General features: G+C 72.8%; 13 protein-coding genes. 8 read left to right on the plus strand and 5 right to left on the minus strand.

Features of this window, described 5'->3' with window-relative positions:
* Window positions 1–119 precede the first annotated feature (119 nt).
* The 3 genes from pth (at window position 120) to AC2CJA_RS14645 (ending at window position 2,412) form a co-directional block, all read left to right on the plus strand.
* Window positions 120–710, plus strand: a complete 591-nt coding sequence (pth, locus tag AC2CJA_RS14635) for an aminoacyl-tRNA hydrolase (RefSeq protein ID WP_484603135.1) — start codon at window positions 120–122, stop codon at window positions 708–710.
* Window positions 711–808: 98 nt separating this feature from the next.
* Window positions 809–1,372 carry a hypothetical protein gene (locus tag AC2CJA_RS14640; RefSeq protein WP_484603136.1) on the plus strand — a complete coding sequence of 188 codons (564 nt, stop codon included), beginning with the start codon at window positions 809–811 and terminating at the stop codon, window positions 1,370–1,372.
* Window positions 1,373–1,581: 209 nt separating this feature from the next.
* Window positions 1,582–2,412 (plus strand): LPXTG cell wall anchor domain-containing protein, encoded by an 831-nt coding sequence (locus AC2CJA_RS14645; RefSeq protein WP_484603137.1) that lies wholly within the window; start codon window positions 1,582–1,584, stop codon window positions 2,410–2,412.
* Window positions 2,413–2,533: 121 nt separating this feature from the next.
* Here AC2CJA_RS14645 and ppc read toward each other — a convergent pair whose 3' ends face one another.
* Entirely contained in the window at window positions 2,534–5,263 is a 2,730-nt protein-coding gene (gene ppc / locus AC2CJA_RS14650; RefSeq protein ID WP_484603144.1) for a phosphoenolpyruvate carboxylase, read from the minus strand.
* A gap of 340 nt (window positions 5,264–5,603) precedes the next feature.
* On the opposite strand from ppc, the gene AC2CJA_RS14655 reads away from it, so the two are divergent.
* From AC2CJA_RS14655 to AC2CJA_RS14665, 3 genes are all read left to right on the plus strand, one after another.
* The gene (locus AC2CJA_RS14655; protein WP_484603138.1) at window positions 5,604–6,623 is read left to right on the plus strand and encodes an acyl-CoA desaturase; all 1,020 of its coding nucleotides are present in this window, start codon (window positions 5,604–5,606) and stop codon (window positions 6,621–6,623) included.
* 7 nt (window positions 6,624–6,630) lie between these two features.
* Complete coding sequence (locus AC2CJA_RS14660) at window positions 6,631–7,299, plus strand: TetR/AcrR family transcriptional regulator (RefSeq protein ID WP_484603139.1); 669 nt, start codon at window positions 6,631–6,633, stop codon at window positions 7,297–7,299.
* 128 nt (window positions 7,300–7,427) lie between these two features.
* Window positions 7,428–7,922, plus strand: coding sequence for a MarR family winged helix-turn-helix transcriptional regulator (locus AC2CJA_RS14665; RefSeq protein WP_241714488.1), 495 nt, complete (start codon window positions 7,428–7,430; stop codon window positions 7,920–7,922).
* 52 nt (window positions 7,923–7,974) lie between these two features.
* On the opposite strand, the gene AC2CJA_RS14670 is transcribed toward AC2CJA_RS14665, so the two are convergent.
* From AC2CJA_RS14670 to galT, 4 genes are all read right to left on the minus strand, one after another.
* Window positions 7,975–8,727, minus strand: a complete 753-nt coding sequence (locus tag AC2CJA_RS14670; protein WP_484603140.1) for a LuxR C-terminal-related transcriptional regulator — start codon at window positions 8,725–8,727, stop codon at window positions 7,975–7,977.
* Window positions 8,728–9,015: 288 nt separating this feature from the next.
* The gene (gene galK, locus AC2CJA_RS14675) at window positions 9,016–10,221 is read right to left on the minus strand and encodes a galactokinase (RefSeq protein ID WP_484603145.1); all 1,206 of its coding nucleotides are present in this window, start codon (window positions 10,219–10,221) and stop codon (window positions 9,016–9,018) included.
* 8 nt (window positions 10,222–10,229) lie between these two features.
* Window positions 10,230–11,252: a UDP-glucose 4-epimerase GalE gene (gene galE, locus AC2CJA_RS14680; RefSeq protein ID WP_484603141.1), complete on the minus strand. Its 1,023-nt coding sequence runs from the start codon at window positions 11,250–11,252 to the stop codon at window positions 10,230–10,232.
* Entirely contained in the window at window positions 11,249–12,373 is a 1,125-nt protein-coding gene (gene galT / locus AC2CJA_RS14685; RefSeq protein ID WP_484603142.1) for a galactose-1-phosphate uridylyltransferase, read from the minus strand. The genes galE and galT overlap by 4 nt, the downstream gene beginning before the upstream one ends.
* 119 nt (window positions 12,374–12,492) lie before the next feature.
* Here galT and AC2CJA_RS14690 point away from each other — a divergent pair, with 119 nt between their 5' ends.
* Complete coding sequence (locus AC2CJA_RS14690) at window positions 12,493–14,166, plus strand: sodium:solute symporter family protein (RefSeq protein ID WP_484603143.1); 1,674 nt, start codon at window positions 12,493–12,495, stop codon at window positions 14,164–14,166.
* 221 nt (window positions 14,167–14,387) lie between these two features.
* Window positions 14,388–14,675, plus strand: coding sequence for a hypothetical protein (locus AC2CJA_RS14695; protein ID WP_484603146.1), 288 nt, complete (start codon window positions 14,388–14,390; stop codon window positions 14,673–14,675).
* Window positions 14,676–14,706 lie beyond the last annotated feature (31 nt).

A 14,706-nucleotide genomic window follows, 5' to 3' on the forward strand; every position in this document is an offset into this window, starting at 1 on the left:
GCGGCGCCGGGCCCACCCCCCCGGCCGGGGGGGCGGCCCCCCGCGCGGGGGCCGGCCCCCCCACGGCCGTGGTGCTTTCCCCGTAGGTCCGCTGTAGGCCAGCTGTAGGAGAGATGACGATGAGCGACGCCGACGCCCCCTGGCTGGTGGTGGGTCTGGGCAATCCCGGTCCGGAGTACGCGGCGAACCGCCACAACGTGGGGTTCATGGTCGCCGACCTGCTGGCCGGGCGGATCGGGGGGAAGTTCAAGGCCCACCGGTCGCGGGCGCAGGTGCTGGAGGGCCGGCTGGGCGCTCCGGGTGCCGGGAGCCGCCGGGTGGTGCTGGCCAGGCCGATGTCGTACATGAACCTCTCGGGCGGTCCCGTGACCGCGCTGCGCGACTTCTACAAGGTGCCGCTGGAGCACCTGGTCGTGGTCCACGACGAGCTGGACGTCGGCTACGGGGCGCTGCGGCTGAAGACGGGCGGCGGCGACAACGGCCACAACGGGCTGAAGTCGATCACCAAGTCACTCGGCCCCGGCTACCACCGGGTGCGCTTCGGCATCGGCCGCCCGCCGGGCCGGATGCCGGTGGCGGATTTCGTGCTGAAGGACTTCTCCTCCGCCGAGCGCAGGGAGCTCGGCTACTTCGTGGACCGGGCCGCGGACGCCGTGGAGTGCCTGCTGGTGGACGGTCTGGAGCGGGCGCAGGGCACCTACAACTCCTGAGCCGCGCCCGGGCCGCGCCCGAATCGCGGGGCGCCGGGGCGCACGCCGGGGGCGCGCGGAGGTTGACCGTCCGCTTCCCCGTGCCCCAGGATCCCGCCATGTCTCCTGCGTTCCCGGGCTCCCCCGTCAGGCGCGGTTCGGTGCGCCGGGCCGGTGAGAGCGCGTACGGGCTGCTGCTCCTGGCGAGGGCGGCGCTGATGGGCGTGGTCGCGGCGGTGCTGCTGATGGCCGGTGTGTGGGTCTCCCTCGACGGGACGCGGCAGGCGGTGGCCGACCGCGGCGCGGTGCGCGGCACGATGACCGTCGCCGAGTGCGACGGGTGGACGTGCACGGGGGTGTTCGCGCCGGAGGGCGGCGGCAAAGGCGCGCGCCCGGAGGTCGCCCTCGAGTCGCCGGTGTCGTACGAGGCCGGTGAGCGGCTCCCGGTGGCGCTGTGGCCCGGCCGGGAGGGCTCGGACGGTTCGGATGGTTCGGGCGGGCCGGGCGGAGCCGAGGCGGTGCGCACCGGCGCCGCCGGTGTGCTGTACGCGTGGCTGCCGCTGGCGGGCGCGCTGGTGCTGGCCTCACCGGTGGTCGCGGGCGGCCTGGGCATGCGGCGTACCGCGTGGGGGGCCGGGCTGATGGGGGCAGCGCTGATGGGGGCGGCGTTCGCACTGCTGTGAGCCGCGCTTTCCGGCGCCTCTCCGTCTCAAGCATTTTGATCTTGATATTGATCTGATTGTTACATAACATCCTTCGGCGCAAGGGTGGCACATAGGGACAGACGTGACGCATCGCGCTTGACCGGTTCCACTCGGCGGGAAAGGCTACGGTCACCCCCCCTCACTCCCCACATGTCCCAGATATCCCCTGCCACCAAAGGTGGTATTTCATGCGCATTCCCACTTCCACGCGTGCGGCAGCGGTGGCTGCGGCGGCCTGCATGGCGCTGGTTCCGGCCGCTCCCGCTCTCGCGACGGGATCCTCCTCCCCCGAGTTGCGTCAGCCGCTGCCCATCACCGCGGCCGAGTTCGAGAAGGGCGAGTGCCCGACCGTCCCGGCCGACAAGGACGGCTGGCACTTCGTCCTGCCGGGCAACAAGGCCGTATTCGTCGAGCTCACGGTCACCTTCGAGCCCGGCGGCCCCCAGACGATCACCGAATTCGGTCCGCCGTCCGACAAGCACGCCTACGCGGCCTCCGAGCCCGGGGCGAAGCTCGTCGGTGTAGAGGCCGAGATCAAGGGCAGCGTCAAGCACGACAAGTTCAACCTGTCGCACACCTGCCCCGCCACCGACACCACCGGCGGCAGCACGGAGGGCACCACCGGCGAGACCACCGGCGGCAGCACCGAAGGCACCACCGGCGGCAGCACGGAGGGCACCACCGGCGAGACCACCAGCGGCAGCACGGAGGGCACCACCGGCGAGACCACCAGCGGCAGCACGGAGGGCACCACCGGCGAGACCACCAGCGGCAGCACCGAAGGCACCACCGGCGAGACCACCAGCGGCAGCACGGAGGGCACCACCGGCGAGACCACCAGCGGCAGCACGGAGGGCACCACCGGCGGCGAGGAGCCGGGCGAGCCGTCGGACGGGGGCGGCAACCTGGCCGAGACCGGCTCCGGAACCCCTGTCGCCGCGCTCGCGGCGGCCACCGCAGCGCTCCTGGGCGCCGGTTCGTACCTGGTGATGCGCCGCCGCAAGGCCACCGAGAGCTGATCTCCTGAGGGGCCCGCGCAGGGCGCACGACCGATGACGGGGCGAAGGGCCCCTCTCCCGCCCGGGAGTGGGGCCCTTCGCGGTTCGCGCTCACGCGCGTGCCACCCGCGGGCGGCACGCGTCAGCCGGTGTTGCGCAGACCCGCCGCGACACCGTTGACCGTCAGCAGCAGGGCGCGGCTCAGCAGCGGGTCGGGTTCCTCCCCTCGCTCGGCGGCCTCGCGCTGCCTGGCCAGGAGCGTGACCTGGAGGTAGGAGATCGGGTCCAGGTAGGCGTCGCGGATGGCGAAGGTCTGCTTGAGGACCGGCTGGGCGTCCAGCAGCTCCCGCTCACCGGTGATCCGCAGCACCTCGCGCACCGTCAGCTCGTGCTCGGCCTCGATGGTGGCGAAGATGTGCCGCAGCTCGGCCGGCACCAGCGTCTCCACGTAGTGCCGGGCGGTCCGCAGATCCGTCTTGGCCAGTGTCATCTCGACGTTGGACAGGAAGTTGCGGAAGAAGTGCCAGCGCCCGTAGGCCTCGTCCAGCACGCTGTCGAGCCCGGCCTCGCGTGCCGCCTTCAGGCCGGTGCCGACACCGAACCAGCCGGGCACGATCTGCCGCGACTGGGTCCAGCCGAACACCCACGGGATCGCCCGCAGCCCCTCCAGGCCCGCGCCGGAGTCGGGGCGGCGCGAGGGCCGGGAGCCGAGGTAGAGGTCGGCGAGCTGGTCCACGGGGGTGGAGGCGAAGAAGTACGCGGGCAGATCCGGGTCGTCCACCAGCGCGCGGTAGGCGCTGTGGGCGGCCTCGGAGACGGTGTCCATCGCCGCGTCCCAGCGGGCCAGTGCCTCGTCGGACTGGCGGGGTGCGGTGTGCAGGGCGGACGCCTGGAGGGTGGCGGCCACCGTCTGCTCCAGGTTCTCCCGGGCCAGGGAGGGGATGAGGTACTTGTCGGAGATGACCTCGCCCTGCTCGGTGACCTTGATCTCGCCCTCCAGGGTGCCCCAGGGCTGGGCGAGGATCGCGTCGTGGGTGGGGCCGCCGCCGCGGCCGACGGTGCCACCGCGGCCGTGGAACAGACGCAGCCGCACCCCGTGGCGGTGGGCGACGTCGCGCAGCCGCCGCTGGGCCCGGTGGATCTCCCACTGGGAGGTGGTGATGCCGCCGAACTTGGAGGAGTCGGAGTAGCCGAGCATGACCTCCTGGACGTCGCCGCGCAGGGCGACCAGGCGCCGGTATGAGGGGTCGGACAGCATCGAGTCCAGCAGCTCGTCGGCGATGCGCAGCTCGTCGGTGGTCTCCAGCAGCGGCACGACGCCGATGCGGGCCCAGCCGGCGTGCAGGTCGATCAGGCCCGCCTCGCGCGCCAGGACGGCGACGGCGAGGACGTCGTCGGCGCCCCGGCACATGGAGATGATGTAGGACTCGATGACCTCGGGGCCGAAGGTGTCCAGCGCCCTGCGGACGGTGGTGAAGACGCCGAAGGTCTTGGCTCCCGCGGCGTCCAGCGGCGCGGGCTGCGGGGCCAGCGGGCGGCGGGAGCGCAGTTCCTTGGCGAGCAGCCGCCGCCGGTAGTCGCGCGGCATGTCGGCGTAGCGCCAGGACTCCTCACCGAGCCGGTCGAAGAGCTGCCCGAGGGCGTGGTGGTGCGCGTCGGCGTGCTCGCGCACGTCCATGGTGGCCAGCTGGAGGCCGAAGGCGCCCAGGGTTCGCATCACGCGCTCCAGGTGGCCGTCGGCGACCAGCGAGCCGCGGTGCTCGCGCAGGGAGTTCTGGACCAGTTCCAGGTCGGCCAGGAGTTCGCCGGTGCCCAGGTAGTCGCGGCCGGGCACGTGCGGGTCGCCCTCGGCCAGGCGCTCGCGGGTGTTGAGCAGCTTCTGCCGGATGCAGGTGACCTTGAGCCGGTAGGGCTCCTCGGCGTTGAGCCGCTTGTAGCGGGGGCTGATCTCCGGCAGGAGTTCGAGGTCGCGCTCGAGGGACTCGCGCAGTTCCTCGGTGACGCCGCTGATGCGGATGGAGTTGGACAGAGCGGCGCGCAGCTCGTCGACGTGCTGCAGCGCGTCGGTGATGCCGTGCTCGTGCTGGAGCAGCAGCACCTCCCAGGTGACGGCGGGGGTGACGTTGGGGTTGCCGTCGCGGTCGCCGCCGATCCAGGTGCCGAAGGTCAGCGGGCGGGTGGCGGGCGGGATCGGGGCTCCGGCGCGCTCCAGCTCGGCGGCGAGGTCCTCCAGGACGTCACCGACGGCGTCGCGGTGCAGCTCGTCGAGGTAGTAGACGGCGTTGCGCGCCTCGTCGGCCGGCTCCGGGCGGGCCACGCGCAGCTCGTCGGTCTGCCAGATCAGGTCGATGTTCTCGGCGAGCCGCAGGTCGGTGCGGCGGCGCTCGTTGGGGTCGGTGTTCTCCAGCAGCTCGGCGACCTTGCGGAGCTTGGTGAGCACCGACCGGCGGGCGGCCTCGGTGGGGTGGGCGGTGAAGACCGGGCGCACTCCGAGATTCGCCGCGGTCTCCCGCAGGTGGGCGGGGTCGGCGTCCTTGAGCATGTCCGCGGTGCGGGCGAGGTTTCCGCCCTCGGCGGCCCGCCGGGCGCGCAGTTCGCGGCCGCGGTGCACCTGCTCGGTGACGTTGGCCAGGTGGAAGTAGGTCGAGAAGGCCCTCACGAGCTTGGTGGCCGTCGCGAGGTCGGTGCGGCTGAGCAGGGCGGCGGCGGCCTCGCCGTCGGTCCTGGTCAGGGCGCGTACGCGCTCGACGAGCTCCAGCAGCTCGGTGCCCTCCTGACGGACGAGCGTCTCGCCGAGGAGATCACCCAGCCGGCGGATGTCGGCCCGCAGGGCGGCGCTGGTCTCGGCACGGGCTTCGGGGGTGGCCTCCAGTGGGGCTTCGGGGGCGCTGGGTTCCTTTCGGGCGTCCGGGGTACCCGGACGGCCCGCCGTGGGGACCTCCGCGGCCGGGGAAGGGTTCTTGCCAACCGGGTTCGGGGAGGTGTCGGCACTGCTCACAGGTGCGGCTCCTTGCGGCGATGCTTCTGGCAGGTCACGGACCGCGTTGTCCGACGACTCCCAGGATAGGCCGCCCGGGGGTGCGTGGATCATCCAGTCCACCATGCGGCCCTCTTGCCCCCACACTCACGGCTGCCATACTTACGATCGCGTAGGTTACGGGACCGTAAGTAACGCACCCCCCGTCCCCCAGTTTCAAACGAGAGCAATACCTATGACGATCAGTCCGGACGTGCTCCGCACGAACCCCCGAGGCACAGAAGACGCGGCAGGCACCGCGAAGTCCGCCGCGGCGCCCGGGGAACCGCTCCCCTCGGCCACGCTCGGCGGCGAGCAGCGCCGTTCCGTCGAGCAGATCACTCTTCTGCTGTTCATCACCGTCCCCTTCGTCGCCCTGGTGGCCGCGGTTCCGCTCGCCTGGGGATGGGGGGTGAGCTGGCTGGACCTCGGGCTGATGACCGGCATGTACTTCCTGGGGTGCCACGGCATCACCATCGGCTTCCACCGCTACTTCACCCACGGCGCCTTCAAGGCGAAGAAGCCCCTGCGCGTCGCACTGGCCGTCGCCGGGTCGATGGCCGTGGAGGGGCCGCTGGTGCGGTGGGTCGCCGACCACCGCAAGCACCACAGGTACTCCGACGCCGAGGGCGACCCGCACTCCCCCTGGCGCTACGGCGAGACCGTCCCCGCCCTGCTCAAGGGCCTGTGGTGGGCGCATGTGGGCTGGATGTTCGACGAGGAGCAGACGCCGCAGCACAAGTACGCCCCGGATCTGATCAAGGACCCGGTGATCCGCCGCGTCTCCCGCCAGTTCGTGCTGTGGACGGCCGTGTCGCTGGCCATTCCGCCGGTGGTCGGCGGGCTGGTCACGATGAGCTGGCAGGGCGCGCTGACCGCGTTCTTCTGGGGCTCGCTGGTGCGGGTGGCGCTGCTGCACCACGTCACCTGGTCGATCAACTCCATCTGCCACGCGGTGGGCAAGCGCCCGTTCAGGTCGCGTGACCGCTCGGGCAACGTGTGGTGGCTGGCGGTGCTCTCCTGCGGGGAGTCCTGGCACAACCTGCACCACGCGGACCCGACCTGCGCCCGGCACGGAGTGCTGAAGGGCCAGATCGACTCCAGCGCCCGGCTGATCCGCTGGTTCGAGAAGGCCGGCTGGGCGTACGACGTGCGCTGGCCGTCGCGGAAGCGGATCGACGCCCGCCGCCGGGAGGAAGCCGCCGAAGCGGCATGATGGAGGAGTGGCGACCGACGACAGCAGTACCAAGGGCAGGCTCTCACGACCCACCCGGCGGACCCGCCGCCGGATGACGGGGGAGGAGCGCCGCGAGCAACTGCTGGACATCGGTCGCGCGCTCTTCGCCGAACGAGGTTTCGAAGGCACGTCGGTGGAGGAGATCGCGGCGAAGGCCGGGGTCTCCAAGCCGGTGGTCTACGAGCACTTCGGCGGCAAGGAGGGGCTGTACGCGGTGGTGGTCGACCGGGAGATGCGGCGGCTGCTGGACATGGTGACGGGGGCGCTGACCGGCGGCCATCCGCGCGAACTGCTGGAGCAGGCGGCGTTCGCGCTGCTGGACTACATCGAGCAGTACACCGACGGGTTCCGCATCCTGGTGCGGGACTCGCCGGTGGCCCAGTCGACGGGCAACTTCGCCTCGCTGATCAGCGACATCGCCACCCAGGTGGAGGACATTCTGGGCCTGGAGTTCAAGGCGCGCGGCTTCGACCCGAAGCTGGCGCCGCTGTACGCGCAGGCCCTGGTGGGCATGGTGGCCCTGACGGGCCAGTGGTGGCTGAGCGCCCGCAAGCCCGACAAGCCCGAGGTGGCCGCCCATCTGGTGAACCTCGCCTGGCACGGGCTGGACGGTCTGGAACCCAAGCCGCGCCTGATAGGCCACCGCCGCAGCTGACCGGCGGACACCGGCCCCGGCTGCCGGTGTCCGCCGGGTGGGCAGGCCGATTCCACGACGGCGGCGTTCCGCCGAATATATCTCGATATCAAGAGACTTCACATCGACAGAACTACTACACTGTCCGCATGGAGGACGAGGTCGACCGACTGGTGGCAGCGTGGCGCCGCGAGCGCCCCGATCTCGATGTGGAGCCCCTGGAGGTGCTCAGCCGGGTCAGCAGGCTCGCCCGCCACCTCGACCGGGCCCGCCGCATCGCCTTCGCCGAGCACGGGCTGGAGCCCTGGGAGTTCGACGTGCTGACCGCGCTGCGCCGGGCGGGCACCCCGTACCAGCTCTCCCCCGGGCAGTTGCTGACCCAGACCCTGGTCACCTCCGGGACCATGACCAACCGCATCGACCGGCTGGCGAAGAAGGGGCTGGTGGAGCGGCTGCCCGACCCCAGCGACCGGCGCGGCGTCCTGGTCCGGCTGACGGGGGCCGGACGCGACCGGGCCGACCGGGCCCTGGCCGGGCTGCTGGAGCAGGAGCGGACCATCCTCGCCGAGCTCCCCTCCAGCCGCCGGGCGGAGCTGGCCGGGCTGCTGCGGCAGCTCACCGCGCCGTTCGACAACGTCCCCTGACGGTCCGTGACGCGGGCCCGGCGCAGGTGCCCGGGGCGGGGGCAGGGCGGAACTACGACGTCACCTGCTCCAGGTCCGCCGGGCCGACGCCCGCCTTGCGGGCCAGCGCCACCGCGGCCAGCGTGGAGTGCACCCCCAGCTTGCCCAGCACGTTCTGCATGTGGGTGCGGACGGTGTGCGGGGAGAGGTACAGCCGCTCGGCGACCGCCTTGCGGCCCAGCCCGGCCACCATGCAGCGCAGCACCTCGTGCTCGCGCGGGGTCAGCGACTCCACCAGCCGCTCGCTCTCGGTGCGGTGCCTGCGCGCCGCGGTCAGCTCGCGCAGCACCCCGGTCAGCAGGGCGGGAGGCAGATGCGTCTCACCGCGCAGCACCCCCCGGACCACCTGGAGCAGCCGGGAGAGAGAGCAGTCCTTGGCGACCCAGCCCGACGCCCCCGCCTGGAGGGCGGCGGCCGCGCGGCGCGGGTCGTCGCCCTCGGCGAGCACCACGGTGCGGGCCTCGGGGTGGTCGGCGCGGACCCGTGAGACCAGGGCGATGCCGCCGGACGCGGCCGGCGTCTCGGCGGCGGCCGGATCCGGTGGGGGCGTACGGTCGGCCTCGGCCGGCGCGCCCCCCAGGTCCGCGTCGATCAGCAGGACGTCGAAGCGGCGGCCGTCGGCCGCCGCCCGTTCCAGGGAGCGCAGCGCGGCGGGACCACTGCCGGCCGCGGCCACCTCCACGTCCTGCTCCACCGCGAGTGCCGCGGCGAGGGACTCGGCGAATATGCGGTGGTCGTCCACCACGAGAACCCGGATACGTTGCACGCACACCCCCTGCCGCCGAAAGGCCCACCCGCGTTCGGGCGCGGCGCCCGGTGCGGGACCGGACGACGGGCCGCACGGCCGCCGCCGTGATCCGCTCGTACCCGGCCCCCGTGCGCCGCATCCGGCGTGTGCCGCCCTCTGATGCCCACCGGCCCCCGGCGGCCGGTGCCGTCCCAGCGTACGGCCGGGGTACGGCCGAGGAGGCGGATTGGCGAAAACCGACCGCGCGCACGGCACACGGCGACCGGACACGCACGGTCGGCGACGCCCGGGCCGGGCCCGGCGCCCTCACCCTTCCAGCCGGCGCGCCCCCTCCGAGGGCACCGCCTCGAACAGCCGCGGGGCCCGGTGGCCCGCGGCGTCGAAGGCGTCGGCGACCGCCGCACCGACCTCCTCGGCCCCGGCCGCCTCCACCAGGACGACCGCGGAACCGCCGAAGCCGCCGCCGGTCATCCGGGCGCCCAGCGCACCCGCCGCGTTCGCCGTCTCCACCACCAGGTCCAGCTCGGGGCAGGAGACGGCGAAGTCGTCGCGCAGTGAGGCGTGTCCGGCGGTCAGGACCGGGCCGATCGAGCGGGGCTCGCCCGCGTCGAGAAGGCCGACGACCTCCTCGACCCGCCGGTTCTCGGTGACCACATGGCGCACCAGGGGCCGCAGCGCCGGATCGGCCAGCCCGGCCAGCGCCGCGTCCAGTTCCCCGTGGGGGACGTCGCGCAGGGCCGCGACCCCCAGGGCCGCCGCGGCCTCCTCGCAGCCCGCCCGGCGCCGGGCGTACTCGCCGTCGCCCAGCGCGTGCTTGACGCGGGTGTCCACCACCAGCAGCCGCAGCCCCGCGGCGGCCGGGTCGAACGGGACCTGACGGGCGGCCAGGTCCCGGGTGTCGAGGTGGAGGGCGTGCCCGGCCGTGCAGCAGGCCGACGCCATCTGGTCCATGATCCCGCAGGGGACGCCGACGAACTCGTTCTCGGCCCGCTGGCAGAGCCGGGCGATCCGCTCGGGGGCCAGCCCCAGGCCGTACAGCTCGTTCAGCGCCACCGCCGTGGCGACCTCCAGGGCGGCCGAGGAGGACAGGCCCGCGCCGGTGGGCACATCGCTGCGGACGTAGAGGTCGGCGCCCGTCTCCCGGCCGGACAGCAGGCCGGCCTCGCGCAGCGCCCACACCACGCCGGCCGGGTACGCGGCCCAGCCGTCGGCCGTGCCGGGGGTGAGCTTCTCGGCCCGCAGGCGCACCGTGCCGCCCGACACGTCGGCCGAGTGGACGGCCAGCACGCCGTCGTCGCGGCGGACCGCCGCCACCCGGATGGTGTGCGGCAGGGCGAGCGGCATGACGAAGCCGTCGTTGTAGTCGGTGTGCTCGCCGATGAGGTTGACGCGGCCCGGTGCGGCCCAGATCCCGGTGGGCTCGCCGCCGTGGACCGCGCGGAAGCCGTCGGCCGCCTCCGCCGTCTGCGCCGCGTTGAGCGCCTCCGCCTCGGCCTCCGCCCCGGGGTTCAGTGGCCCGTTCACGCCCCGCTCCCCTCTCCGCCGCCGGTGATGGCGGCGGCGTCGGCGTCCAGTGCCCGGCCCCGGGCGAAGGCCCAGGCGTCGGCGACGATGTCCCCCAGTTCGGTGCGCGAGGGCCGCCAGCCCAGCCGCTGCCTGGCCCGTTCCGCCGAGGCGACCAGGAACGCCGGGTCGCCGCCGCGCCGCGGCGCCGTCTTCTCGGGGACGGGGTGGCCGGTGACCTCGCGGACGGTGCGGATCACCTCGCGGACGGAGAAGCCGCTGCCGTTGCCGAGGTTGCACACCAGGTGCTCCCCGGACACCGCGGCGTCCAGCGCCAGCAGATGGGCCTCGGCGAGGTCGGCGACGTGGATGTAGTCGCGTACGCAGGTGCCGTCGGGGGTGGGGTAGTCGTCCCCGTAGACAGAGATCGCCTCCCGCTGCCCGAGCGCGACCTGGAGCACCAGCGGGATGAGGTGCGACTCGGGGTCGTGCCGCTCGCCCAGGACGCCGTGCGCGCCGCGGTACGCGCCGGCCACGTTGAAGTAGCGCAGCGAGACGGCGGCCAGGCCGTGGGCGGCGCACTCCCCGGCGATCATGTGGTCGACGGCCAGCTTGGAGGCGCCGTAGGGGTTGGCGGGGGCGGTGGGCGCGTCCTCGCGGACGGGGATCTCCTCGGGCTCGCCGTAGGTGGCGGCGGTGGAGGAGAAGACCAGGGTGCGCACCCCGGCACCGCGCATCGCGTCCAGCAGCGCCATGGTGCCGCCGACGTTGTTGTGCCAGTACTTCTCGGGGTGGACGACGGACTCGCCGACCTGGGAGCTGGCGGCGAAGTGGAGCACCGCGTCACAGGAAGGGTCCAGCCAGTCGGCGGCGTCCTGGATTCGTCCCTGGACGAAGTCCGCCCCCGCCGGCACGCCCGCGCGGAAGCCGGTGGACAGATCGTCCACCACCGTCACCCGGTGCCCGGCCTCCAGCAGGTGCGCCGCGACGACACTCCCGACGTAGCCGGCCCCGCCGGTCACCAGATATGTGCCGCTCACCGGCTCGCCACCTCCCGCAGTCGCCGCGCCGCGGTCTCTGGCGGCACGTCGTTGATGAAGACCCCCATGCCGGACTCCGAGCCCGCCAGGTATTTCAGCTTCCCGGACGTGCGGCGGATCGTGAGGAGTTCCAGGTGGAGGGCGAAGTCCGCCCGTCCGGCCCAGTCCTTGCCCCCGTCCGGGCCCAGCGGCGCCTGGTGCCAGCCGGAGATGTAGGGCGTGGGCGGCTCCCCCGGGCCGAAGATCCGGTCGAAGCGCCGCAGCAGTTCCAGGTAGACGCCGGGGAACTCGGCGCGGGCCTCCTCACCGAGTTCCGTCAGGTCCGCCGCCCGCCGCCCGGGATACAGGTGCACCTCGTACGGCCAGCGCGCGGCGTGCGGCACGAAGGCCGTCCAGTGGCCGGTCTCCAGCACCACACGCCGGCCGTCGGCGCGCTCGGCGGCCACGACGTCGTCGAAGAGGTTGCCGCCGGTGCGCTCCCGGTGGGCGGCGGCCGAGCGCAGCATCCGCTCGGTGTGCGGGGTGACGAAGGGATAGGCGTAGATCTGGCCGTGGGGGTGGCCGAGGGTGACGCCGATCTCCCGGCCGCGGTTCTCGAAGCAGAACACCTGGCGCACGCCCGCCAGCGCCGACAGCTCGGCGGTGCGGTCGGTCCAGGCGTCCAGGACCAGGGCGGCCCGCTCCTCGGTGAGGTCGGCGAAGGAGGCGTCGTGGTCGGAGGTGAAGCACACCACCTCGCAGCGTCCGGCGCCCGGCGCCCGGACGAACAGGCCGCCTCCGTCCTCGGCCTCCTCCGGCCCCGGGGGGCCGGCCAGGGAGGGGAAGCGGTTCTCGAAGACGGCCACCTCGTAGTCCTCGGCCGGGATCTCCGTCATACGGCCGTCCCGGGACGGGCACAGGGGGCATTCGTCGGCCGGCGGGTGGTACGTGCGGGCCTGGCGGTGGGCCGTGACCGCGACCCATTCACCGAGCAGGGGGTCGTGGCGGATCTCCGATGCCGTGGCGACGGCGTCCAGGGGACGCCGGTCCACGGCATCGCCTCTCGTGGCGCGGTTGTCGCCACGAACGTCGTAGTACACGAGTTCACGGCCGTCGGCGAGGCGGGTCGGGGTCTTTTTCACCTGGGGTCTCCCTATACTGCGACCCAAACATAATCGAACATAAAAAACCATGAGTGAACATTGACGTCAAGGGGCCTTCCCCCACAGCGGTCCCGTCACGCCACGGAGGCGACCTGCTCATGCCGTCGTACCAGCTGGCCCAGGATCTTCGGCTCCCCACGAACGCCCTGGACTACACGATCCTGGCCATCTACTTCCTCGTCGTCCTCGGAGTCGGGTTCGCCGCCCGGCGCAGCATCAAGACCAGCCTGGACTTCTTCCTCTCCGGCCGCTCGCTGCCCGCCTGGGTCACCGGCCTCGCCTTCATCGCGGCCAACCTCGGCGCGCTGGAGATCCTGGGCATGGCGGCCAACGGCGCGCAGTACGGCGTCTACACCGTGCACTGGTACTGGGTGGGCGCCATCCCGGCGATGGTCTTCCTCGGCCTGGTGATGATGCCCTTCTACTACGGGTCCCGGGTGCGCTCGGTCCCCGAGTTCCTGCTGCACCGTTTCGGGCCCTCCTCCCACCTGCTCAGCGGCATCCTCTTCTCGGCCGCCTCGGTGCTGATCGCGGGTGTCAACCTCTACGCGCTGGCCATCGTGCTGGAGGCGCTGCTGGGCTGGCCGCAGTGGGTGTCCATCGTGGTCTCGGGACTGTTCGTGCTGCTCTACATCACCCTGGGCGGTCTGTCCTCGGCCATCTACAACGAGGTCGTGCAGTTCTTCGTGATCCTGGCCGGGCTGATCCCGCTGACCGTCCTCGCCCTGGTCCGCGTGGGCGGGTGGAGCGGGCTGAGCGACTCGCTCACCGCCTCGCGGGGCGACAACTTCGTCTCGGCCTGGGGCGGGACCGGCATCGGTTCGGACAACCCGCTGGGCGCCAACTGGCTGACCATCGTGCTCGGCCTCGGCTTCGCCCTGAGCTTCGGCTACTGGACGACGAACTTCGCCGAGGTCCAGCGCGCCCTGTCGGCCAAGAACCTCTCCGCCGCCCAGCGCACCCCGCTGATCGCCGCCTTCCCCAAGATCTTCATCCCGGCGATCGTCGTCATCCCCGGTCTGGTCGCGCTGGTGGTGGCGCCGGACATCGGCCCCGGCAGCGGCCTGGAGTACAACGAGGCGGTCCCGCTGCTGATGCGGGACCTGCTGCCCAACGGGGTGCTGGGCATCGCGGTGACCGGTCTGCTCGCCGCCTTCATGGCCGGCATGGCCGCCAACGTCTCCGCGTTCAACACCGTCTTCACCAACGACATCTGGCGGCCCTATCTGGTCAAGGACCGCCCGGACTCGTACTACGTGGCCACCGCGCGCGTGGTCACCGCGATCGGCGTGCTGCTGGGCATGGGGACGGCGTTCATCGCGGCGACGTTCAGCAACATCATGAACTACCTCCAGACGCTGTTCTCCTTCTTCAACGTGCCACTGTTCACCGTCTTCATCATCGGCATGTTCTGGAAGCGGATGACGGCCGCGGCCGGTTTCTGGGGGCTGCTGGCGGGCACCGTCGCGGCGATGGTCAACTACTTCTGGTTCTACCGGGGCGGGCTGATCGACATCCCCACCGACCAGGGCGCCAACTTCGTCTCCGCCATCGTCGCCTTCGTCGTGGGCACGCTCGTCGTCGTGGTCCTCACGCCCCTCACCAGGCCCAAGCCCGTCGAACGGCTGGCCGGCCTGGTGTACGGCACCCGCTCCCCCGGTCTGGCCGAGCCCCCGGCCGCGGGCGACGAGGCCTGGTACCGCAGGCCCGCCCTGCTGGGCTGGGGCGCGATCATCCTCGCCGCCCTCTGCTACCTCCCCTTCTCCTTCTGAGCGCCCCGCGCACCGCACAGCGAAGGATGTGATCCACCGTGACGAACGACGGCAACGGCAGCAACGAGGGCAACGGCGGCGACGGTGCGGGCGGTCCGCACGGCGCCCACGAGTACCGCGGCCCCTCGGGGTCCCGCCCTCCCTCCGATCCCGCCGACCCCGGTGTCCCCGGCACCGGCAAGGGCGATCCGGATCCGGACTGGCGGGAGGAGGAGCGCGAGCTGGAGGAGCGGTCGGCCAGCGCCGCCCGGCTGTTCGACATCCGCCGTGTCATCGGCGTGCTGTTCGTGGTCTACGGCCTCATGGTCACCGTCGCCGGGTTCTTCACCTCCGACGCCGACCTGGCCAAGGCCCAGGACATCAACATCAACCTCTGGGCCGGACTGTCGATGCTGGTGCTGGGGCTGCTGTTCCTGCTCTGGCTGCGGCTGAGCCCGACGGTTCCGCCGCCGTCGCGGCGGGAGGCCGGAGGCGGCGGCCCCGGGGCCGCGCCGACCGCCGGGCAGTGAACCGCCCGCCCGCCGCCGTACGGGCGGGGCG

This window comes from Streptomyces sp. ATLC9 (assembly GCF_057196705.1).